Below are 20654 nucleotides of genomic sequence, written 5' to 3'. Positions count from 1 at the left end.
GTCGATACTGTGACGGCATGCCCGATTACCACGATGATCTGCGCCTGGCCCACGTACTGGCGGACGCCGCCGACGCGGTGACGATGGACCGGTTCAAGGCTCTGGACCTCAAGGTCGAGACCAAGCCGGACATGACGCCGGTGAGCGAGGCCGACAAGGCCGCCGAGGAGTTGATCCGGGGCCATCTGCACCGGGCGCGCCCGCGCGACGCGATCCTGGGCGAGGAGTACGGCATCGAGGGCACGGGCCCGCGGCGCTGGGTGATCGACCCGATCGACGGCACCAAGAACTACGTACGCGGCGTGCCCGTCTGGGCGACGCTGATCTCCCTGATGGAAGCGGGTGAGAACGGCTTCCAGCCCGTCGTCGGCGTCGTCTCGGCGCCCGCGCTGAACCGGCGCTGGTGGGCGGCGAAGGGCTCGGGGGCGTACACCGGGCGCAGCCTGACCTCCGCGACCCGGCTCCGGGTGTCCCAGGTGGAGCGGATCGCGGACGCCTCGTTCGCGTACTCCTCGCTGACCGGCTGGGAGGAGCAGGGGCGGCTCGACGGGTTCCTGGACCTGACCCGGGCCTGCTGGCGCACCCGGGGTTACGGGGACTTCTGGCCGTACATGATGGTCGCCGAGGGGTCCGTGGACATGTGCGCGGAGCCGGAGCTCTCGCTGTGGGACATGGCGGCGAACGCGATCGTCGTCCAGGAGGCGGGCGGCCGGTTCACCAGTCTGGACGGTGTGGACGGGCCGGGCGGCGGGAACGGCGCGGCGTCGAACGGCGTGCTCCACCGCGAGCTGCTGGGTTACCTGAACCAGCGTTACTGAGCGCGCCCCCGCCCGCAGGGCGGCGTACAGGGCAGTCGAGGGGCGTGCGGCGAGTCCGCACGCCCCTTTTCCGATCTTCGCGCCCCCTTGCCGCCCTCCCGTATCGGTGCAACTCTGAGGATTCCCCCACTTGTGAACTTGTGAATCGGCTCACGCGGTCGCTTCACAGAGGAGGTGGCACCCTTCATGCTCGTCCGTGACGCCATGACCACGATGGTCCTCACCATCGGCCCCGCCCATACCCTGCGCCAGGCCGCCCGGCTGATGTCGGCCCGCCGGATCGGGGCGGCCGTCGTCCACGACCCCGACACCTGCGGGCTCGGCATCCTCACCGAGCGCGACGTCCTCAACGCCGTCGGCTCGGGCCAGGACCCGGACACCGAGACGGCCTCCGCCCACACCACCACCGACGTGGTCTTCGCCGCGCCCGGCTGGACGCTCGAAGAGGCCGCGGCAGCCATGACGCACGGCAACTTCCGCCACCTGATCGTCCTGGACGACGACGGCCCGGTCGGCATCGTCTCGGTCCGCGACATCATCCGCTGCTGGACGCCCGCGCCCCGCCGCCCGGCCGCACTGGTCGGCTGACGGCCGTCCCCGCACACGCGACCGGCCCGGCCCCCGCGGGTGCGGGGCCGGGCCGGTACGGCCGGGGGGCTCAGGCGCGCAGCGCCTGCACGGCCGCCTCCAGCCGCTTGCCGAAGTCCTCGTCGGCGCGCCGGAAGTTGCCGATCGCGCGCTCGGCGATGTCGTCGCGCGACACCTTCGCGATGAACCCGGAGAGGTTGTCGACCAGCCGGGACCTCTCGTCCTCGGTCATGAGCCGGTAGAGGTTCCCGGCCTGCACGAAGTCGTCGTCCTCGGCGTGGAGCGGGGTCGGGTGACCGCCCGTGACGCCTGCGACGGAGGTGGGGCCCGAGAGCGGCCGGCCCGTCTCGGCGGGGCCGCCGAAGCTGTTGGGCTCGTAGTTCTTCGCGCCCTTGTGGCGGCCGTCGTACAGGTAGCCGTCCCGGCTGTTGGTCCGCGCCTCGGTGGCGTGCGGCCTGTTCACCGGGAGGTGGTCGGCGTTGATGCCGACGCGGTAGCGGTGCGCGTCGCCGTACGCGAAGAGACGGCCCTGGAGCATCTTGTCGGGGGACGGACCAATGCCGGGCACGAAGTGCGCCGGGCTGAAGATGGACTGCTCGACCTCGGCGAAGATGTTCTCCGGGTTGCGGTTGAGCTCCAGCCTGCCGATCTCGACGGGCGGGTAGTCCGCGTGCGGCCACACCTTGGTGAGGTCGAAGGGGTTGAAGCGGTACGTCGCCGCCTCGGCCGCCGGCATGATCTGCACCTGCACGGTCCAGGACGGGAAGTCGCCGCGCTCGATGGACTCGCGCAGGTCCCGCTGGTGGCTGTCCGGGTCCACCCCGGAGAGGCGGACGGCCTCCTCGGTGGTGAGGTTCTTGATGCCCTGGTCGGTCTTGAAGTGGTACTTGACCCAGAAGACCTCGCCCGCCTCGTTCTGCCACTGGTAGGTGTGCGAGCCGAAGCCGTCCATGTGCCGGTACGAGGCGGGGATGCCCCGGTCACCGAAGAGCCAGGTCACCTGGTGGGTGGACTCGGGCGAGAGCCCCCAGAAGTCCCAGACGTTGTCCGCCTCCTGCGAGCCGGTGTACGGGTCGCGCTTCTGGGTGTGGATGAAGTCGGGGAACTTGATGGCGTCCCGGATGAAGAACACCGGGGTGTTGTTGCCGACGAGGTCGTAGTTGCCGTCCTCGGTGTAGAACTTCAGCGCGAAGCCGCGCGGGTCGCGCACGGCGTCTGCGGCGCCGAGGTTGCCCGCGACGGTGGAGAAGCGCAGGAACGTCTCGGTCTGCTTGCCGACCTCCGAGAGGAACTTCGCCCGCGTCCATTGCGACACGTCGCGGGTCAGCGTGAACGTCCCGTACGCGCCGGCACCCCGGGCATGCACCACGCGCTCCGGAATGCGCTCGCGGTTGAAGTGCGCCAGCTTCTCCATCAGCAGCTGGTCCTGCACCAGGACCGGGCCGCCGGCTCCGGCGGTCTCGCTGTTCTGGTTGTCGGCGACCGGTGCGCCTGCCTCCGTGGTGAGCGGTCCCTGCGTCACGTGCGCCTCCTGCGTCGTTTCCGCACGTCATGCCTTCATGCCGTGCCCCGCGTCCGGCCTTCCTGTCCTCCGGCCGACACGTAAGCGATCCTACATTGGACAAAGTCCAAGTCAAATAAGCATCCAAAGTCGCACCTATTCAAGACCTGGCCCCCGCGCTGGTAGACTGGCGCCCATGAGTGACCTGCTGGAACGACTTCGAGGACGCGGCTGGCGCATGACCGCGCAGCGGCGCGTCGTGGCCGAGGTCCTCGACGGGGACCATGTGCATTTGACCGCCGACGAGGTCCATGCCCGCGCGGTGGCCAAGCTGCCCGAGATCTCCCGCGCCACCGTCTACAACACGCTGGGCGAGATGGTGAGCCTCGGCGAGGTCATCGAGGTCTCCACCGATCGCCGCGCCAAGCGCTACGACCCCAACGCGCACCGCGCCCACCACCACCTGGTGTGCGCGCAGTGCGGCGCCATCCGCGACGTGCACCCGTCGGGCGACCCACTGGCGGACCTGCCGGCCGGTGAGCGCTTCGGCTTCACGATCTCGGGCGTCGAACTGACCTACCGGGGCATCTGCCCGGACTGCGCCGCGACGGCCTGAACACGCGCCGGAACCGCCCCCGCGCGCCGGGGGCGGTTCTCGCGTGCGCATACGACCTCGTACGCATACGACCGAGGGCCGGATCTTCGAAAAGATCCGGCCCTCGGCCTTCAGTAGCGGGGACAGGATTTGAACCTGCGACCTCTGGGTTATGAGCCCAGCGAGCTACCGAGCTGCTCCACCCCGCGTCGTTGTGTTCACAACCCTACGGGACGGCTCGGACCAGCGCAAATCCTTAGGTACGGCTTCGTTTGCGGGGCGGCCCTGCCACCCCGGGGCTCACGCGGTCAGTTCCTGGTGCAGGGCCTCGCGCAGCCGCGCCGCGCGCTCCGCGACCTCCGCCGGGCCCAGCTCGACCGCCCGGGCGCACCAGCGCTGCCCCTCCGCCAGCTCACCGCGGCGCGCGGCGAGCAGGGCCAGGCGCAGCGCCGCCCGTCCGTGCCCGTCGGCGGCGGCGCGGGTCCACCACAGGGCGGCCTCGCGCTCGCTGCCCTCGCGGGCGAGGAGCAGGCCGAGGTTGAACGCCCCGTTGCGGCTGCCGGACTCGGCCGCCTCCCGGTACCAGTGCCCGGCGCTCTCCACGTCGCCCCGGGAGGCGGCGAGCATGCCGACGCGGACCTGGGCTCGGCGGTGGCCCTGCTCGGCGGCCCGCTCGTACCACTCCTCGCACTCGGTCTTCTCGGGCAGCGGCTCGCCCAGCGCGGGCGGCCCCGGCGGCGGCTGCCGCGCGTCGAGCAGCCCGGCCAGCCGGAAGGCCGCCTCCGCGCTGCCACCGCCCGCCGCGCAGCGCAGGTGGCGCTCGGCCTCCTGCTCCTCTCCGTGATGCAGGAGCGCCATGCCGACCTGGAGCGCCGCCTCGGTGTGCCCGGCCGCCGCGGCCCGCTCGTACCAGAGGAGGGCGGTGCGGTCCTCGTCGCGCCCGGCGTAGAGGATGCCGAGGTTGAAGGCCGCGTCGACACTGCCCGCCTCGGCCGCCTTGGAGAACCAGGGCTCGGCCCCGGCCGGGTCGCCGGCCTGGAGCAGGAGCACGGCGAGCGCGTTGGCGGCCTCGCGGTGGCCCGCGTAGGCGGCGCGGCGGTACCACTGCTCGGCCTGGGCCGTGCGGTCCTGGGCGGCGCAGAGCAGCCCGAGGTTGTACGCGCCGTTGACGTCGCCCGCGTCCATCGCCGCGCGGTACCAGCGCTCGGCGGTCTGCTGCTCGCCCCGGGCCGCGTGCAGTGCGCCGAGGGCGTTCGCCGCGTTGCCGTCGCCGTCCTGGGCGGCACGCAGCCACCACACGGCGGCGCTCTCCGGGTCGCCCGCGTCGCGCAGCAGGAAGCCGAGCGCACAGGCGGCCCGGGCCTCGCCCGCCTTGGCCGACATGAGGTACCAGCGCCCGGCCTCCTTGAGCTCGCCGCGCTGTTCGAGGATCGCGCCCAGGTGCAGGGCGGCGCGCCGGTGACCGCGCGCGGCGGCCTGCCGGTACCACTGCTCGGCCTCGCCGCCGCCGCGCACGTGGTCGGGGCCGGCGACCGGGCCGTCGCCCTCGGCGGTGCGGCGGGGCGCGACGGGCTCCGCGCCGGTGCGCGGGCCCAGGCCGGGGCGGCCGAACACCTCGTGCGCGGCGTCGGCGGCGTTGCGCTCCAGGAGGCGCGCCAGCCGGTAGGCCGCCTCGCGGTGGCCCTGCTCGGCGGCGGCGCGCAGCCAGCGCTCGGCGCCGACGTCGCTGCGGTGCTCCAGGAGGTCGGCGAGGGCGTAGGCGCCGAGCGCGTGGCCCTGCTCGGCGGACTGGCGCAGCCAGTACTCGGCGGCGGGCTCGTCCCCGCGCTCGCGGAAGTGCCGGCCCAGGGCGTGCGCGGCTGCGGCGGACCCGGCCACGGCGGCGGTGCGCCACCAGCCGGCCGCCTCGTCGGGGTAGCCGCGCTGGTGCAGCAGGACGCCCAGGTTGTTGGCGGCGGCCCGGTCCCCGTCGGCGGTGGCGCCGCGCAGATAGGGCTCGGCGCCGGCGAGGTCGCCCCGGCGCAGGAGCAGCGCGCCGAGGACGCTCATCGATGCGGTGTCACCGGCGTCGGCCGCCCGGCGGTGGCGTGCCTCGGTCTCCGCGCTGTCCGCGCTCGCCTCGGCCTCCGCCCGCTCGGCGTTCTCCACACCGTCGGCGGCTTCGATGGTCTCTGCGGTCTCTGCGGTCGCTGCACTCTCCGCGTTCTCGGCGGTCCTGACGGACTGGGCGGTCCGGGGGGTCTGGGCGGTCTCGATGGTGTCTTTGTACTGCTCGGCGGCAGCGGCAAACACCGCATCCGCCATATTTTCCGCCGGATGGACGTGACCCCGCGCAAACCGCCCTGTCTTCAACAGAGTTGCCCTGTCCCCCATAAATACCATCGTCGCACCACCTGTAACCCGCGTACACCTGGTATATCGCGGTCAGTGACGTCACTTCAGCGTTTTGTCGACATGCCCACAGAGAGACAAGTCAAACACGTCCCCGGCCAACTCGTGCCCCTCGAACCGCACTTCACGCCCACCTCGCGAAAGAGGCCGCCACGGCACGACGAAGGCCCGGATCCCCTGGAGGATCCGGGCCTTCGTCTTTCAGTAGCGGGGACAGGATTTGAACCTGCGACCTCTGGGTTATGAGCCCAGCGAGCTACCGAGCTGCTCCACCCCGCGTCGTTGTGTTCAAACCGTACCACGACGCGGAGGTGGAGCTTTACCGGGTTACTCAGCCCCCACCCTCATCGCCCGCTTTGCGCGAAACGCTGGCTTGACTTGCCTTGTCACCCTTATCCGACTTATCCGACTTGCCGCCATCGGACTTGTCGGCCTTGCCGTCGCTGTCCGCTTTGGACTGGGCCGCGGCCGCCCGCTCCAGCGCGTCCTGGAGATCGGTCTGCGCCTTGCCGTAGGCCGCCCAGTCCTGCTTCTTCAGCGCCGCCTCGCCCTCCGTGTACGCCTTCTGGGCATCGGCGATCGCCTTCTTGAGCGCGGCGTCACCGGTCGCCGGCGGCTGGCTGGTGTCCGGCGGCTCGGTCGTGTCGCCCGGTGGCTCGCTCGTATCCGAACCCTCGGCACCGAACACGGCGTTCAGGGCCTCGCCGAGGCTGTTCTCGAAGACGATCTTCGAACCGTACGAGGCGGCGACCTTGCGCAGCAGCGGGTAGTTCTGCGTACCACCGCGCGTGTAGACCGGCTCGATGTAGAGGAAGCCCCCTTCGAGGGGCACGGTCAGCAGGTTGCCGTACTCGATGTCGGAGTCGGTGCCCTTGAGGTTTCTCACGAACTCGGCGACGTCGTCGTTGCCGTTGAGTTCACTCTGTACCTGCCCCGGGCCCTTCACCGCACCGGTGACTCTCAGGAGTCTTATGGTGCCGTAGTCCTTGCTGGCCGCATCGGCGTCCACCGCCATGAAGGCCCCCAGGTCGGGCCGCCCCTTCGGGGTGAACGTCGTGGTCAGCGAGAACCTCTGAGCCGTCTGGCCCGGCATCTTTATGCTCAGGTAGTACGGCGGGACGGAGCCGGACTCCTTGTTGGTCGGGTCGTCCGGGACCTGCCAGGCGTCACTGCCGCTGTAGAACTGGGCGGGGCTCGTGACGTGGTAGCGGGTCAGCAGCTCGCGCTGCACCTTGAACAGGTCCTGCGGGTAGCGCAGGTGCTCCATCAGCTCCTGCGGGATGTCCGCCTTGGGCTTCACGGTCCCGGGGAACGCCTTGCGCCAGGTCTTCAGGACCGGGTCCTGCGTGTCCCACTCGTACAGCGTGACCGTGCCGTCGTACGCGTCGACGGTGGCCTTCACCGAGTTGCGGATGTAATTGACCTGGTTCTGCTGGGCGACGACCGCGCGCTGGTTGGTGGTCAGCGAGTCGGCCGTGGTGTCACCGAGCGTGGTCCGCGAGGCGTACGGGTAGCCGTTGGTCGTCGTGTAGGCGTCGACCACCCACTGGATGCGCTTGTTCACCACGGCCGGGTAGGCGTCGCCGTCGATGGTGAGCCAGGGGGCCACCGCTTCGACGCGTTCCTTGGGCGTGCGGTTGTAGAGGATCCGCGAACCGTCGCCGATGGCGCCCGAGTAGAGGATCTGCGGCTCGCTGAACGCCACGGCGTACGCGGCGCGGTTGAACGTGTTGGAGAGACTGACCCCGCTGTCGCCCTTGTAGCTGGTGGTCTTCTCGCCGTCCTCCTCGTAGTCGAGCTCCTTCTGGGGCCCGCCGACGATGGAGTACTGCTCGGTCTTCTCGCCGTAGTAGATCTCCTGCTGGTACGTGCCCAGGTCGCCGGTGGTCGGCAGGCCGGACTCGGTGAAGTCGGGAGATCCCTTCGGGTTCTTGCCGGTCGTGGTCCCCCGGGCGGCGATGGCGCCGTAGCCGTGGGTGTAGGTGAAGTGGTCGTTGATCCAGTTGCGCTTGGGGATGCCCTCGATGTTGAGCTCGCGCAGACCGATGACCGTGTCCTGCTCCTTGCCCGCCTCGTCCTTGTAGCGGTCGACGTCCAGCGTCTTGGGGAACTGGTAGTAGTTCCTCTTCTGCTGGAGCTGCTGGAAGGCCGGCGAGACGACGTTGGGGTCCATCACCCGGTAGCTGGCCGCGTCACCCGCCGCCGCCCGGAGCTTGGCGTCGTCATCCTCGGTGGACTTGCCCGTGTAGTCCGAGACCTGTGCGTCGTCGATGCCGTACGCGTCGCGCGTGGCCTCGATGTTCTTCCGGATGAACGGGGCTTCCTTGGCCTGCTCGTTCGGCTGGACCTGGAACTTCTGCACGATGGCCGGGTAGAGGCCGCCGATCAGGATGGCCGAGAGGACCATGAGGCCGAAGCCGATCACCGGCAGCTGCCAGGTGCGCCGCCAGAGCGTCGCGAAGAACAGCACGGCGCAGATCGCGGCGATGCAGAACAGGATCGTCTTCGCCGGGAGGTAGGCGTTGGCGTCGACGTACCGCAGGCCCGTCCAGTTGTCCGTGGCCTTGAAGTCACTGGACTTCACCGCCAGGCCGTACCGGTCGAGCCAGTACGCCACGGCCTTCAGTGCGACGAAGATCCCGAGCAGCACCGACAGGTGGCCGGTGGCCGCCCCCGTCGCCCGCGCGCCGGGGCTGGTGACCCGCAGTCCGCCGTACAGGTAGTGGGTCAGCGCGGCAGCGATCAGCGAGAGCACGGTGGCCGCGAAGCCGAAGCCCAGCAGGAAGCGGTACCAGGGCAGGTCGAAGGCGTAGAACGACACGTCCAGATGGAACTGGGGGTCCTTCTGGCCGAACGACACGCCGTTCACGTACATCAGCCAGGTCCGCCACTGCCCCGAGGCGGAGGCGCCGGCGATCAGCCCGACGAGCGCGGTGACCGCGAGCAGGACCCACTTCTTGTACGGGGCGAGGCCCATCCGGTAGCGGTCCAGGCTCTGCTGCTCCAGCGACATCGCGCTCAGCGGCGGCCGGAGCCGGTGCGCGAGCCAGATGTTCAGACCGACGGCCAGGGCCATCAGCAGTCCGAAGACGAGGAACAGCCCGATCTTGGTCCACAGGGTGGTGGTGAAGACGGACGAATACGCGACCGACCTGTACCAGAGCCAGTCCGTCCAGAACCCGGCGAACATGACGAACGCCATGGCGAGAATCGCCAGGACGCCCAGAGTCATGAGCAGGGTTCGGGCGCGCCGGGACGGGCGGCCGACTCTGATCCGTGGCCCGGTCGGGCCTCCGCCGCGGTCCGGCATCTGGAAAGCCAACGTGCGCACCTCGAAGTTCGCGGGTCGTGTGGAGCGGGCCCAGCGATCGTAGAGCCCATCCCTTCAACTTACTGATGCTTTACCTAGTTCCCGTTACGGGGGCGGAAGGAGGCAGGATGTTGCCCATGTCCAACGTTTCCCCCTCAGGCCCCCCGATGGCCGCGAGCCCGCTCACCGTCGCGGTGCTCGAAATCGACGAGTACGTCTCCACCCTCGGCTGGGACCAGCCGGCCCGCCTCTTCGCCCTGGTCGACACCGCGCGGCTGCGGGCCCAGGAGCCCGGCATCGCCGCCCAGCTGGGTCTTGACGACGACGGTGCGAAGACCGCCGCGCTGACCCCCGTGGAACAGGAGGAGCTGCCCGCGGGCACGGCGCTGGACGAGTTCCTCGCCACGATCGCCTGGCCCGACGCGGTCGCCGGGTGCGCGATGACGGTGGAGCGCCTGATGCTTCCGCCGTCCGCCGAGGCGTCCGTGCCGGAAGGGCTGGACGACAAGCGGCTGACCAAGTGGGTCGCCGAGCACCCCGACCGGCAGGAGGTGCGGATGACCGTGGCCGTCCTGCGGGACGGGGCGCGCGAGTCCGCCGTACGCCTGCGGGAGAAGGACTCGGCGAGCGAGGTGCTGACCGGTGCCGGTCTCGTGCCGGGGCTGGCCGAGGCGCTGGCGGCCACCTTCGAGTCCTGACCGTCCACCGTGTGCCGCGGGGGCGCGGTCAGCCCGCCGAGCAGCTCGGCAGCCCGGCCGTGTCCCCCGCGCGGAGCTTGTCCAGGGACTTCCTGGCGTCGTCGATGGTCTTGACCCGGATCAGGGTGAGCCCGTCGGGGGTGTCCGCCGCGGCGGCCTCGCAGTTGTCGTCGGGGGTCAGGAAGTAGCGGGCGCCCGCGCTGCGCGCGCCGACCAGCTTCATGGAGATTCCGCCGATCGGGCCGACCTTGCCGGCGTCGTCGATCGTGCCGGTGCCGGCGATGAACTTGCCGCCCGTCAGCTGCCCCGGGGTCAGTTTTTCGAGGATGCCCAGGGAGAACATCAGCCCCGCGCTCGGGCCGCCCACATCGGCGAGCTTGATGTCGATGTCGAAGGGGAAGGTGTGGTCGGTCCCCGCCTGGATGCCGACGATCGCGCGGTCCCCCTCGGGGGCCTTCACCGTGGTGACGGTGACCTTCTCGGTCCCCTCGGGCTTCTTGCCGGCCTTCTCGGCCGCCGCCGCGGTCTTGGCCGGGATCACCGTGAAGACGACGTCCTGGCCGGGCTTGTGCTTGGTGACCAGCTTCGCGACGTCCTCGGGCTTCTCGACCGCGGTGCCGTCGACCTTCTCGATGATGTCGCCCGCGTGCAGCTTGCCCTGCGACGGGCTGCCCTTGACGACGCTGGAGACCACGACGTACGCGGTGACCGGGATGTTCAGCTCCTTGAGGGCCGCGACCTTGGCGCTCTCCTGGGACTGGCTGAACTCCTCGGCGTTCTCCTGCGTCGACTGCTCCTCGGTCTTGCCGTCCGGGTAGAGGGTGTCGTGCGGTACGACGACGCTGTCGTGGCCCAGCCATCCGGAGACGGCCTCGACCAGGTTCATGCTGTAGTCGGCGCCGGTGACGCGGACGGTCGTCATGTTGAGGTTGCCGGACGTCTTGTACGTCTTGTGGCCGGTGATCCGCAGAACGGGGTCACCCTCCACGTCACCGAGCGTGTTCACCGTCGGACCGGGAGACATCTCCGAGTACGGCACTTTGATCAGCACGCCTGCGCAGAGCAGCGCGATCAGAATCAGCGTGGAGGCGAGCATCGTCGCGGTGCGGCGTGGCATGGAACGACAGTACGGGAAGGGTCTCTCCGTGCACCGCCGGGGCCGGTCCGTACGGGGCTCGGGGCGGGTCGAGGACGCCGTACGCGGCGTCAGACGTTCGAGATCTGCTCCACCGGTTCGGAACCGGAGTCGGACTTCTCCATGGCTTCGCGGAACCGGGCGTATCCGGCGAGTTCGGTGACGTCACCGGTTGTGCGGTTGCGGGCGGCCCAGCTTCCCCATATCGCCGCGCCGAACGCGGCGAAAAGCGGAATCAACAACCAGGCGAGCGCTGCCATGCCGACCTCCCTACCCCCTGATGCGGCCGACTGGCCGATCAGCAGATTAACCGTCTGGAAAACCAACGCTCGTGGCAGGGGTGCGGTTACGCAAATCGGGGCGGATGCGCGCCGTTCCGGTTTGCGCTCAGCAGGCGCCGACCCATTCCTCCGTGCCGTCCGAGAAGCGCTGGTGCTTCCAGATCGGCACCTCGTGCTTGAGGTCGTCGATGAGCTTGCGGGAGGCCGCGAACGCCTCCGCGCGGTGGGGGCAGGAGACCGCCACGACGACCGCGATGTCGCCCACCCGCAGTTCACCCACCCGGTGGACGGCGGCCAGCGCCCGGACCGGGAAGTCGGCGACGACCTTCTCCGCCACCCGGCGCAGCTCGTCGGCGGCCGAGGGGTGGCACGAGTAGCCGAGGCCGTCGACGTCCTGACCGCCGTCGTGGTCACGGACGGTGCCGACGAAAAGCGTGGTGCCGCCCGCGGCGTCGTCGCCGACCGCCTGGAAGACCTCGTCCACCGACAGCGGCCTATCACGGATGTCCAGCAGCCGGATCGGGTCCTGCGCCGTCTGTTCGCCGGGGTGGTCGTACGTGAGTGCCATGACCCCCATCGTGCCGTACCGCGCCGACAACACGGAATTGCCGATTCGCCCGGCGGGGCGCGCCCCGGCTTGGAGCCTCCTACAGGGTGCTCAGATGCGGCGGCGGGCTTTGCGGGCGCGGCGCACCAGGGCCGCGGTGCCGAGGAGGGCGACGGTCGCCCCGGCGGCACCGGCCGCGGTGGCGTCCTTGCGGCCGAGGCGGCGGCCGGCGACGGTGTGGCGTCCCTCCACCTCTTCCAGGAGCGCGGCGAGCACCTCCTCGTTGGTCCAGGCCGGGCGCCAGCCCGCGTCGTGCAGCCGGCTGACGCTGACGACCCAGGGGTGCATGGTGTACGCCAGGTCGCCCGCGGGCGAGGGGGTGAGGCCGATCCGGTGCAGCCGGGCGGCGGCGCCCAGTGCGACGGCGGAGGGGAGCTCCATCCGGCGCACCCCGCTCAGCTCCTCGACCTCCTCCTGTTCCAGCCAGCCGTCGCAGCCGACCGCGAACTCGCCGTCGATCTTCTCAAGGGCGGCGTACTCCAGCGCCGTGACCAGGTCCTCCACGTGGCAGAACTGCCAGGCGGGCCGGGAACCGGCGACCACGAGCAGCCGGGGAGACTCGAAGTAGCGGGTCAGCGCGGTGTCCGTGCCGCCGACGAGCACGGCGGGGCGTACGACGGTGACGTGCAGCCCGGGGTGGGCGCGCGGGGCGCGGCGGCCGAGCCGTTCGATCTCCAGCAGGTCGCCGACGCCGGTGGCCTCCGCGGTGGCCCGCAGCTCGGCGTCCTCGGCGAGCGGGAGGTCGTTGTCGGGCAGCGCCCCGTAGACCATGGCGGAGGTGCACAGGACGACGCGGTGGACGCCGGCGGCCGCGGCGGCGGTCAGCACGGTCTGGGTGCCGCGCACGTTGTAGGCGGTGCGCGCGGCGGGGTCGGTCTCCAGGTCGAGGTCGAGCGCCAGGTGGACGACGACGTCCGCGCCGCGCAGCTTCTCGGCGATCGCGGGGTCGCGGACGTCGAGAAGGTGCCAGGTCGCCTCGGAGACCTCCCCCCGGCGCTCGTCGATGGCGATGACCTGCTTGATCTCCTCGGAGGCGGCGAGGCGTGCGGTGAGCAGCTCACCGACACCCGTCGCGGCTCCGGTGACGGCCACGACCGGGCCGCGGCCTCCGGGCCGGCCGGGGACGGATTTCTTCTCGGGTGACGGGTCGGCCAGGTTTCGCGCTGCGCGAACCTGCGGATCTGGGGAACTCACCGGGCGTCTCCAGCGGTTGTCTTCAGTACGTACCCGCGTGACACGTACGTACCAGGTGGCGTCCATCCTGCCGCAGGGCCGGACCGGGCGGAGCACTGAGGCCCTGAGCGGACTTGGTGTCTACGCTGGATGGTGATGTCGGGCAGTCGCCGTCGGTTCCCCCGGCGGCCCTACGAGCCGAGGAAACCCGTGAGTGACACCCCATTCGGATTCGGCCTTCCGCCGGAGGAGCCGGACGACGGCGACCAGGGCAAGAAGAACGACCCCACCGGAGGTGGGCAGGGTTCGGGCGGTCCGGCGAACCCGTTCGGCTTCGGCCCCGGCGCGGGCGGTGACAACCCCTTCGCCGCCATGTTCGGCTCGATGAACCCGAACGACCTGGGCGCGGCCTTCCAGCAGCTCGGCCAGATGTTGAGCTACGAGGGCGGGCCCGTCAACTGGGACATGGCCAAGCAGATCGCCCGGCAGACGGTGTCGCAGGGCACGCCGGACGGCTCCAAGGACGCGAGCGTGGGCCCGGCCGAGCGCTCGGCGGTCGACGAGGCGCTGCGCCTGGCCGACCTGTGGCTGGACGGCGTGACGTCGATGCCGTCCGGGGCGATCTCCAGTGTGGCGTGGAGCCGCGCGGAGTGGGTCGAGGCGACGCTCCCTGCCTGGCAGCAGCTGGTGGACCCGGTCGCCGAGCGGGTGGGCCTCGCCATGGGTGATGTGCTGCCCGAGGAGATGCAGGCCATGGCGGGCCCGCTGATCGGCATGATGCGGTCGATGGGCGGCGCGATGTTCGGCCAGCAGATCGGTCAGGCCGTCGGGGTGCTGGCGGGCGAGGTGGTCGGCTCGACCGACATCGGGCTGCCGCTGGGCCCTGCGGGCCGGGCCGCGCTCCTCCCGCTGAACGTGGAGCGGTTCGGCAAGGACCTGTCCGTCCCGCAGGACGAGGTGCGGCTGTACCTGGCGCTGCGCGAGGCCGCCCACCAGCGGCTCTTCGCCCACGTCCCGTGGCTCCGCTCGCACCTGTTCGGCGCCGTCGAGGGCTACGCGCGCGGCATCAAGGTCGACACCAGCAAGCTGGAGGACGTGGTCGGCCAGTTCGACCCCTCGCAGCCCGAGCAGCTGCAGGAGGCCCTTCAGCAGGGCATGTTCCAGCCGGAGGAGACCCCGGAGCAGAAGGCGGCCCTGGCCCGCCTGGAGACGGCCCTCGCGCTGGTCGAGGGCTGGGTGGACGCCGTGGTGCACGCTGCCGCGAAGCCCCGGCTGACCTCGGCCGACGCACTCCGCGAGACGATGCGGCGGCGCCGTGCGTCCGGTGGCCCCGCCGAGCAGACGTTCGCCACGCTCATCGGCCTCCAGCTGCGTCCGCGCCGGCTGCGGGACGCCTCGCGGCTGTGGGCCTCGCTCACGGACGCCCGCGGTCTTGAGGGGCGCGACGCGCTGTGGGAGCACCCCGACATGCTCCCGACCGCTCACGACCTCGACGATCCGGACGGCTTCGTCCACCACGAGCAGATGGACTTCTCGGAGCTGGACAAGATGCTCGGCGAGGCGGCGAACGGCCCGCGGAAGCCCGCGCCGGGGGCGGACGCCCCGGACGACGCCGCGGACAAGGGCGACGGCGACGGCGACGGCAAGGACGACAGCGACAAGTGAGCCTGCACGACGACGCCGTCCTCGTACTCAAGGGTTACGGGGCGGGGGCCGACGCGGCCCAGGAGGAGCTGCGCGATGCCTATCTGGACCACCTCGCACACCATCCGGACGGCATGTGGAAGTCCTGCGGGGGCGGGCATCTGACGGCCAGCGCCCTGGTCGTCGACCCGGAGCACGGCCGGGTGCTGCTCACTCTGCACCGGAAGCTGCGGATGTGGCTGCAGATGGGCGGGCACTGCGAGCCCGGTGACGCCACACTCGCGGCGGCGGCGCTGCGGGAGGCGACGGAGGAGTCCGGGATCGCCGGGCTGACGCTGCTGCCGGGCGGACCCGTGGTCCTGGACCGGCATCCGATCCCCACGCCGTGCCACTGGCACCTGGACGTGCAGTACGCGGCGGTGGCGCCGGCGGGCGTGACGGAGAGCATCAGCGACGAATCCCTGGACCTGCGCTGGTTCGCCTACGACGAGGTGGCCGGGGTCGCCGACGCCTCAGTGATCCGGCTGGTGGAGCGTACGCGCGCGGTGCTGGAGGGCGGCCGGTAGCGGCCCGTACGACGGGACAACGGTAAGGGGCGGCCTCCCTGGAGGCCGCCCCTTACTCTCGCTGTGTGGCTCAGTTCCAGGCGTTGTTCTGGTTCTGGCCGTGCGCGCCGTGCTGGCCCATGCCGTACTGGGCGGCGAGGCCCTGTCCGATCTGGGCGTTCTGCGGCGGCATCAGCTCGCTCGGCTGCACCAGGGCGAAGCCCTGCCCGAGGAAGCTGAGCTCCCAGCCCTCGCCGGTGTTGCCGCGCCGGCGGAAGACGCCCGAGGAGTGCGTCTGGGCCTGCATCTGCACCCGCAGCGAGGTCGACCAGGCGACGATCGCGTCGGCGTCGGCGCTGACGTACTTGTCGGGCGTGACCTGCATCATCAGCGGCTGGCCCGAGGTCATCAGGGCGACCTTGCCGGTGCCGGAGATGTTGAGCTGGTACTTGCCGGTGCCCGAGATGCCGTACTGGCTGTCCACCGCGATGACCTCGGTGTGCAGCGAGGAGTCGAGCGCCAGGACGTAGGAGCTGTCCACGGTCAGGCCGTCGTGGTCGACGTCCACGACGTGGATGTACTGCGCCAGGTTGGCGAAGTAGACGGTGCCCTGCCCGGAACAGCGCATCAGGTCCAGGCCCTCACCGGTGTGGGCGCGGGAGCGGCGCTGGGCGTTCGACTGGTACTCGCCGTCGAACTCCATGAGCCCCTGGTAGGCGACCATGGCGCCCTTGCGGGCGAGGACGTCGTCGTGGCCGGTCAGCGCGACCCGCAGAAGCTGCGGGTTCTGGATGGTGTAGCGCTCCTGGGACTGCTGTTCCGTGAGGCCGAAAAGCGAACTCTGCATGATGTGTTCTCCCTCCCCGTCAGTGCCGGACGCGCAGCCGGTCGGTGCTGTCCTCGCTCGGCTGGACGACGACGATCCCCTGGCCGGAGAAGGCCATCTGGAACGCCTCGCCGCTGCCCCGCCCGATGAGCGAGGAGGCCTTGAAGCTGCGCTTGCCCTTTACCTTGAGGTTCGGGGACCAGGCGACCAGCGCGTCCGGGTCGACGTACGTCTCGTCCTCGCCGCGTCCGCAGTCGACCACGAGCGGCGTGCCGCGCGAGGTGATCGCGACCCAGCCGGTACCCGAGATGCAGACGTTCCACAGGCCCTGGCCGGCGAACTTGGCGAGGCCCTTGACCCGCTCGACGCCCCACGTGAGGTGGCCGTCGAAGGCGAGGACGTTGGTGCCGTTGACCGAGATCGAGTCGTTGTTGAGGTTGATGACGACGACGTCGGCACCGTAGTCGGCGAGGTAGAGCAGCCCGTCGCCGGTGCACTTCATGAGCGGCGCGCCCTCGCCGGTGATCCACTGCGAGGCGATCTGGCGGACGGCGGGCGGGTTGGGCTCGTACTGGATGAAGCCCTCGTAGGCGACCATCGAGCCGGTGCGCGCGTAGAGGTCCTGACCGGTCGCCATGGCGACCTTCAGCATGGAATGGCCGTGGTTCTCCATCCGTGCCGTGACGGGGGTCGGGGCGTAGCCCGCGAGTTGCTGGTTCATGACGGGCTCCCTCAGACCTCGTAGGGCTGGACGACGATGAAGTTGCCGGGCGCGCCGCGGAACTGGAGGTTCACGGTCTCGCCGCTGTGTCCGGGGTAGGCGTTGCGGCGCAGCCGGACCTGGCTGGAGATGATCACCTGGGACGCCGACGACCACGCCACGACGGCGTTGCAGTCGGCGAAGGTGGTCGGGGTGACTGGCAGGACCACGGGGACGCCGTGCGTCTTGACGACGAGGGTGCCGGAGCCCTGGAACTGCATGGTGAACAGGGCACCGCCGGGAATGCCGTGGCCCTCGATGCGGCGGACCTCGTACTGGAGCGACTCGTCGAAGGCGAGCACGTTCTCGGCGGAGACGCAGACTCCGTCGCCCTGGAGCTCGATGGAGTGCAGATGGGCGCCCTCCTCGGCGAGGAAGACCTGGCCCCGGCCGGTGCAGCGCATGAGCTGCATCTCCTGGCCGGTGGCGTTGCCCACCATGCGGCCGGCGAAACCCGCGCCCTTGTAGCTGAAGTCGACCTTGCCCTGGTACATGACCATGCTGCCCTGCCGGGCGAGCACTCCGGTACCGCCCATGGTCAGGTCGACCCGCATGAGCTGCTGGTTCTGCGGCGTCCAGCGCTGTCCGGTCGCGGTCTCCTTGTACGGCTGGAGCGCGGCCTGAAGACCGGCGCCTGCCGCCTGCGGAGCGCCGCCGGGCATGCCCTGCGCGCCCGGGGGCATACCGGGAGGCTGCTGGCCGTACGGGGACGGCGCCTGCTGTCCGTAGGGTGCGGGCGCCTGGCCGGGGACCTGCCCGAACTGCTGCTGGGGCTGGTGGGGCTGCTGCCCGAAGTGCTGCTGCTGCTGCGGCTGACCGGGCTGCCCGTACGGGGCCGGCGCGGGCGGCGGGGGCACGGTGCCACCGGGCGGGGTCATCGGGGCGACGATCGTCGGCGCGGCATGCATCTGCTGCTGCGGGGTCGGCGCCGGGCCGGGGGCGGGCGGCGGGGTCCCGAAGGACGGCGCGGGCTGAGGGACCTGGGGTGCCGGAGGGGCTGCCGGGGCGCCGAACGACGGGGCCGGGGCCGCCTGGGCGGGCGGCGCGAACGACGGTGCGGCGCCCTGCGGCGGCGCGGCGGCGGCCGGCTCCTCCTCGGCGACCTCGCCGCCGAAGTTCTTCAGCAGCGCCTCGAGGCCGCCGTCGAAGCCCTGGCCGACCGCGGCGAAGCGCCAGACGTCCTTGAGGTAGAAGTCGCCCAGCATGACGGCGCGCTCGGTGCTGAACTCCGAGCCGTTGAACGCGTACCTGACGACTTCCTCGCCGCCCGCGACGATCCGGATGTAGCCGGGGCCCACCTGCGACATCTGCCCGGCGCCGTCCACGGTCGCGGTGAACGACAGCTTGTGGATGTTCGCCGGAATGCGGTCCAGGGTGACGCGGAACGACTCGGTGTCACCGGCCTGGGCCCCGAGGAGCTGAATGGACTCCTCGGGAGATTTCGGCTGATTGAAGAAGATGAAATACCGGTCGTCGGAGAGCTGCTCATTGGCATCGAGCCCGAAGCAGCTGATGTCAAAGCTCAGCCCCGGGCCGGCGATCTGCACCCCTACGTACAGGTCCGTCCCCGGTGTGAGATCGCTGATCTTGGCCTTGTGGCCGCGTTGGAATTCCCTGGCCATGCGTAACGACCGTCCCCCATCCGGAAGGTGAATGCGTCGCGTCAGGCTATCCGCAAACTCCGGCATTGGGCGAAGCCGGTACAGACCCGGTACAGAAACACCCGGCACCGCTCACCCGGCGCCACCACCTGTCACTCGCCGCGCGCGGCCGGCAGGTGCGGCAGCCGGCCGGCGGCCACCACCCCCTCCAGATAGCCGCGCGCCCGCTCGGTACGGGGGTAGGCGTCCAGCAGCCGCCAGAACCGCGGCCCGTGCCCGGGCACCAGGAGGTGGGCGAGTTCGTGGACGAGCACATAGTCCACGACGTACTCCGGCATGCCCTGGAGCCGGTGGGAGAGCCGGATGCTGCCCTCGGACGGGGTGCACGAGCCCCAGCGGGTGTTCTGGTTGGTCACCCACCGCACGGAGGCGGGCCTGGCCCGGCCCGCGAAGTACTGCGCGGACAGGCGCTCCGCCCGTTCGGCGAGCTCGGTGTCACCGAGGACGCGCCTGCTCTCCTGGGCGGCGAGCCTGTCGAGCATCACGTCCACCCAGCGCCGCTCCTCGGCCTCGGACATCCGGGCGGGGATGAGCACGATCGTGCGGTCGCCCTCGCGGTAGGCGGAAACCGTTCTGCTGCGGCGGGCGCTTCTGCGGACCTCGACCGCGCTCGTCGCGGAGGCGCTGCGGGCAGGATCCGCACCGCGCCGGCGGGGTCCGGCGCCGGGCACGGCGGGCTCCCCGGCGGAGCTTGGCGACGGGTCGGCGGGCACGGCTCGACGTTACCCGCTGTGTGCGGGGTAAGTCCCGCCTCCGGGACGGTTCTCCATGATCGCCTCCACGCCTTGCACCATTTGAACGACTAATACCCACGCCTGTGGATAACTTTCCGCACGCCTCCGCGGCCCGCTGCATTCTGGCAAAGGAACACGCACAGCAGAGTCACAGACAGCAGAGTCACGCACAGCGGAGTCAAGACACACAGACCGGGGGAAGCCGTGCATCCGATGTTGAAGCCCGCACTGCGCCGCGCTTGGCGGAGCGGGGAGACCGTGCAATTCGGAGTGACACCCGCACACGCGGTGAAGGTCGGCCCGATGGATATCGCGACGGGCTGTTTCATGGAACTGCTCGACGGCACCAGAGGCATGCCGCTGCTCCGTGAGCAGGCCAGGGCGATGGACCTGAGCGAGCGTCATGTCGACAAGCTGGTGACGCGGTTGGTGGACGCCGGACTCGTGGACGACGTGCGGGCGGGCGGTCCGGCGGCGGAAGCGCTGCGGACCAGGTCCGACGTCCTGGAGCGTCACCGGCCCGACCTGGCCTCGCTCTCCGTCGTGCATCCCGAGCCCGGCGGCGGGATGCGCAGACTCGCGGCCCGCCGCTCGATGCGCGTGCAGGTCCGCGGCGCGGGCAGGGTCGGCGCGACCGTCGCGGCGGTGCTCTCCGGAGCGGGAGTCGGCCGGGTGGAGGTCCTGGACGGCGGGTGCACGGAGCCGGGTGACGTGTCCCCGGGCGGGCTGCCCTCCTCCGCCGTCGGGGAGCGCAGGGACATGGCGGCCCGGCAGCTGGTCCGGCGCTCCGCCCCCGGCCCCGGGCCCCGGGCTCCCGGGGCGGCGGGCTGCGGTCCCGCCGGGCGCGAGCCGGGGCTGTCGCTGATCGTGGTCGCGCCGCGCGACGGACTGTCGGCGTACGTCCCCGATCCGGGCACCGCGGAGCCGTGGATCTCCTCGGGCACACCGCATCTGTACGCGGGGGTGCTGGAGGCGACCGGGTTCGTCGGACCCCTGGTCCTGCCCGGCGGCACCGCCTGCGCCGGCTGCCTCCAGTCGCACCGGCGGGACCGGGACCCGCAGTGGCCGCGCATGCTGGCGCAGTGGCAGTCCGGGCGGCGCGGCGCCGCGCAGGCGTGCGACCTGGCCCTGGCGACGGCGGTGGCGGGGCTCGCGGCGGCGCACGCGCTGGCCTTCCTCGACGGCGAGCTGCCCGTGAGTACCGGTGCGCGGTGGGAGGCGGCGCTGCCGCTGTTGGACTGGAGGTCGGAACGGATCGGGGCCCACCTCGACTGTTCCTGTGGCGCCGCCGGTCACACTGAGGGGGTCCGCGCCTCCGGAGCCGGCACGGCGCACGACACAATGGCCGGGTAACCGCCGCCCGCAGCGCGGCAGTCTGGGAATTGGA

18 protein-coding genes and 2 tRNA genes are annotated in these 20654 nt (G+C 71.1%); 7 read left to right on the top strand and 13 right to left on the bottom strand.

What is annotated here, in order from left to right; translation table 11 throughout:
* The first annotated feature begins 17 nt into the window (after positions 1 to 17).
* Both hisN and ACLQ2N_RS00735 read left to right on the top strand, forming a co-directional pair.
* The gene (gene hisN / locus ACLQ2N_RS00740; RefSeq protein ID WP_425808344.1) at positions 18 to 818 is read left to right on the top strand and encodes a histidinol-phosphatase; all 801 of its coding nucleotides are present in this window, start codon (positions 18 to 20) and stop codon (positions 816 to 818) included.
* 186 nt (positions 819 to 1004) lie between these two features.
* Positions 1005 to 1406 (top strand): cyclic nucleotide-binding/CBS domain-containing protein, encoded by a 402-nt coding sequence (locus tag ACLQ2N_RS00735; RefSeq protein ID WP_425808343.1) that lies wholly within the window; start codon positions 1005 to 1007, stop codon positions 1404 to 1406.
* A gap of 70 nt (positions 1407 to 1476) precedes the next feature.
* Here ACLQ2N_RS00735 and ACLQ2N_RS00730 read toward each other — a convergent pair whose 3' ends face one another.
* Entirely contained in the window at positions 1477 to 2928 is a 1452-nt protein-coding gene (locus tag ACLQ2N_RS00730) for a catalase (protein ID WP_425808342.1), read from the bottom strand.
* Positions 2929 to 3103: 175 nt separating this feature from the next.
* On the opposite strand from ACLQ2N_RS00730, the gene ACLQ2N_RS00725 reads away from it, so the two are divergent.
* A complete protein-coding gene (locus ACLQ2N_RS00725; RefSeq protein WP_361031642.1) occupies positions 3104 to 3523 on the top strand; it encodes a Fur family transcriptional regulator in 420 nt (139 codons plus the stop codon).
* 114 nt (positions 3524 to 3637) lie between these two features.
* Here the strand turns inward: ACLQ2N_RS00725 and ACLQ2N_RS00720 are convergent.
* The 4 genes from ACLQ2N_RS00720 to ACLQ2N_RS00705 form a co-directional block, all read right to left on the bottom strand.
* A tRNA-Met gene (locus tag ACLQ2N_RS00720) sits at positions 3638 to 3711 on the bottom strand.
* Between the two features lie 91 nt (positions 3712 to 3802).
* On the bottom strand, positions 3803 to 5884 hold the full coding sequence (locus tag ACLQ2N_RS00715; protein ID WP_425808341.1) for a sel1 repeat family protein: 2082 nt from the start codon (positions 5882 to 5884) through the stop codon (positions 3803 to 3805).
* A gap of 214 nt (positions 5885 to 6098) precedes the next feature.
* Positions 6099 to 6172: transfer RNA gene (locus ACLQ2N_RS00710), tRNA-Met, on the bottom strand.
* A gap of 52 nt (positions 6173 to 6224) precedes the next feature.
* Positions 6225 to 9203 carry a UPF0182 family protein gene (locus tag ACLQ2N_RS00705; RefSeq protein WP_425808957.1) on the bottom strand — a complete coding sequence of 993 codons (2979 nt, stop codon included), beginning with the start codon at positions 9201 to 9203 and terminating at the stop codon, positions 6225 to 6227.
* Between the two features lie 128 nt (positions 9204 to 9331).
* Here ACLQ2N_RS00705 and ACLQ2N_RS00700 point away from each other — a divergent pair, with 128 nt between their 5' ends.
* Complete coding sequence (locus ACLQ2N_RS00700) at positions 9332 to 9901, top strand: PPA1309 family protein (protein WP_239081803.1); 570 nt, start codon at positions 9332 to 9334, stop codon at positions 9899 to 9901.
* Positions 9902 to 9929: 28 nt separating this feature from the next.
* Here ACLQ2N_RS00700 and ACLQ2N_RS00695 read toward each other — a convergent pair whose 3' ends face one another.
* The 4 genes from ACLQ2N_RS00695 to ACLQ2N_RS00680 all read right to left on the bottom strand — a co-directional run bounded on the left by ACLQ2N_RS00695 (position 9930) and on the right by ACLQ2N_RS00680 (position 13118).
* Entirely contained in the window at positions 9930 to 11018 is a 1089-nt protein-coding gene (locus tag ACLQ2N_RS00695) for a YlbL family protein (protein ID WP_425808340.1), read from the bottom strand.
* A gap of 89 nt (positions 11019 to 11107) precedes the next feature.
* A complete protein-coding gene (locus ACLQ2N_RS00690; protein WP_073737049.1) occupies positions 11108 to 11296 on the bottom strand; it encodes a hypothetical protein in 189 nt (62 codons plus the stop codon).
* A 127-nt stretch (positions 11297 to 11423) separates the two neighbouring features.
* Entirely contained in the window at positions 11424 to 11885 is a 462-nt protein-coding gene (locus ACLQ2N_RS00685; RefSeq protein ID WP_425808339.1) for a molybdenum cofactor biosynthesis protein MoaE, read from the bottom strand.
* Between the two features lie 90 nt (positions 11886 to 11975).
* Complete coding sequence (locus tag ACLQ2N_RS00680) at positions 11976 to 13118, bottom strand: SDR family oxidoreductase (RefSeq protein ID WP_425808338.1); 1143 nt, start codon at positions 13116 to 13118, stop codon at positions 11976 to 11978.
* A 189-nt stretch (positions 13119 to 13307) separates the two neighbouring features.
* On the opposite strand from ACLQ2N_RS00680, the gene ACLQ2N_RS00675 reads away from it, so the two are divergent.
* A complete protein-coding gene (locus tag ACLQ2N_RS00675; RefSeq protein WP_425808337.1) occupies positions 13308 to 14762 on the top strand; it encodes a zinc-dependent metalloprotease in 1455 nt (484 codons plus the stop codon).
* A complete protein-coding gene (locus tag ACLQ2N_RS00670; RefSeq protein WP_425808336.1) occupies positions 14759 to 15307 on the top strand; it encodes an NUDIX hydrolase in 549 nt (182 codons plus the stop codon). Before ACLQ2N_RS00675 ends, ACLQ2N_RS00670 begins: the two co-directional genes overlap by 4 nt.
* A 70-nt stretch (positions 15308 to 15377) precedes the next feature.
* Here the strand turns inward: ACLQ2N_RS00670 and ACLQ2N_RS00665 are convergent, their stop codons facing one another.
* From ACLQ2N_RS00665 to ACLQ2N_RS00650, 4 genes are all read right to left on the bottom strand, one after another.
* Complete coding sequence (locus tag ACLQ2N_RS00665; RefSeq protein ID WP_073862914.1) at positions 15378 to 16133, bottom strand: AIM24 family protein; 756 nt, start codon at positions 16131 to 16133, stop codon at positions 15378 to 15380.
* A 19-nt stretch (positions 16134 to 16152) separates the two neighbouring features.
* Positions 16153 to 16833, bottom strand: a complete 681-nt coding sequence (locus ACLQ2N_RS00660) for an AIM24 family protein (RefSeq protein ID WP_018105538.1) — start codon at positions 16831 to 16833, stop codon at positions 16153 to 16155.
* A gap of 11 nt (positions 16834 to 16844) precedes the next feature.
* Positions 16845 to 18494 carry a TerD family protein gene (locus ACLQ2N_RS00655; protein WP_425808335.1) on the bottom strand — a complete coding sequence of 550 codons (1650 nt, stop codon included), beginning with the start codon at positions 18492 to 18494 and terminating at the stop codon, positions 16845 to 16847.
* Positions 18495 to 18625: 131 nt separating this feature from the next.
* Positions 18626 to 19246, bottom strand: coding sequence for a M48 family metallopeptidase (locus ACLQ2N_RS00650; protein ID WP_425808334.1), 621 nt, complete (start codon positions 19244 to 19246; stop codon positions 18626 to 18628).
* A 225-nt stretch (positions 19247 to 19471) separates the two neighbouring features.
* Between ACLQ2N_RS00650 and ACLQ2N_RS00645 the strand changes: the two genes are divergently transcribed.
* Positions 19472 to 20620 carry a ThiF family adenylyltransferase gene (locus ACLQ2N_RS00645; RefSeq protein ID WP_425808333.1) on the top strand — a complete coding sequence of 383 codons (1149 nt, stop codon included), beginning with the start codon at positions 19472 to 19474 and terminating at the stop codon, positions 20618 to 20620.
* The last annotated feature ends 34 nt before the right edge of the window (positions 20621 to 20654 follow it).

The sequence above is a fragment of the Streptomyces sp. DT224 genome (genome assembly GCF_049844595.1).
Taxonomy (GTDB): domain Bacteria; phylum Actinomycetota; class Actinomycetes; order Streptomycetales; family Streptomycetaceae; genus Streptomyces.
This window is presented reverse-complemented; position numbering and strand designations above follow the sequence as displayed.

Bases quoted from the DNA above. Each gene is read 5' to 3' on its own strand.
- ACLQ2N_RS00685 (WP_425808339.1), bottom strand. From the start codon at position 11,885: ATGGCACTCACGTACGACCACCCCGGCGAACAGACGGCGCAGGACCCG.
- ACLQ2N_RS00725 (WP_361031642.1), top strand. From the start codon at position 3,104: ATGAGTGACCTGCTGGAACGACTTCGAGGACGCGGCTGGCGCATGACC.
- ACLQ2N_RS00665 (WP_073862914.1), bottom strand. From the start codon at position 16,133: ATGCAGAGTTCGCTTTTCGGCCTCACGGAACAGCAGTCCCAGGAGCGC.
- ACLQ2N_RS00735 (WP_425808343.1), top strand. From the start codon at position 1,005: ATGCTCGTCCGTGACGCCATGACCACGATGGTCCTCACCATCGGCCCC.
- ACLQ2N_RS00695 (WP_425808340.1), bottom strand. From the start codon at position 11,018: ATGCCACGCCGCACCGCGACGATGCTCGCCTCCACGCTGATTCTGATC.
- ACLQ2N_RS00715 (WP_425808341.1), bottom strand. From the start codon at position 5,884: ATGGTATTTATGGGGGACAGGGCAACTCTGTTGAAGACAGGGCGGTTT.
- ACLQ2N_RS00705 (WP_425808957.1), bottom strand. From the start codon at position 9,203: ATGCCGGACCGCGGCGGAGGCCCGACCGGGCCACGGATCAGAGTCGGC.
- ACLQ2N_RS00690 (WP_073737049.1), bottom strand. From the start codon at position 11,296: ATGGCAGCGCTCGCCTGGTTGTTGATTCCGCTTTTCGCCGCGTTCGGC.
- hisN (WP_425808344.1), top strand. From the start codon at position 18: ATGCCCGATTACCACGATGATCTGCGCCTGGCCCACGTACTGGCGGAC.
- ACLQ2N_RS00655 (WP_425808335.1), bottom strand. From the start codon at position 18,494: ATGGCCAGGGAATTCCAACGCGGCCACAAGGCCAAGATCAGCGATCTC.
- ACLQ2N_RS00660 (WP_018105538.1), bottom strand. From the start codon at position 16,833: ATGAACCAGCAACTCGCGGGCTACGCCCCGACCCCCGTCACGGCACGG.
- ACLQ2N_RS00700 (WP_239081803.1), top strand. From the start codon at position 9,332: ATGTTGCCCATGTCCAACGTTTCCCCCTCAGGCCCCCCGATGGCCGCG.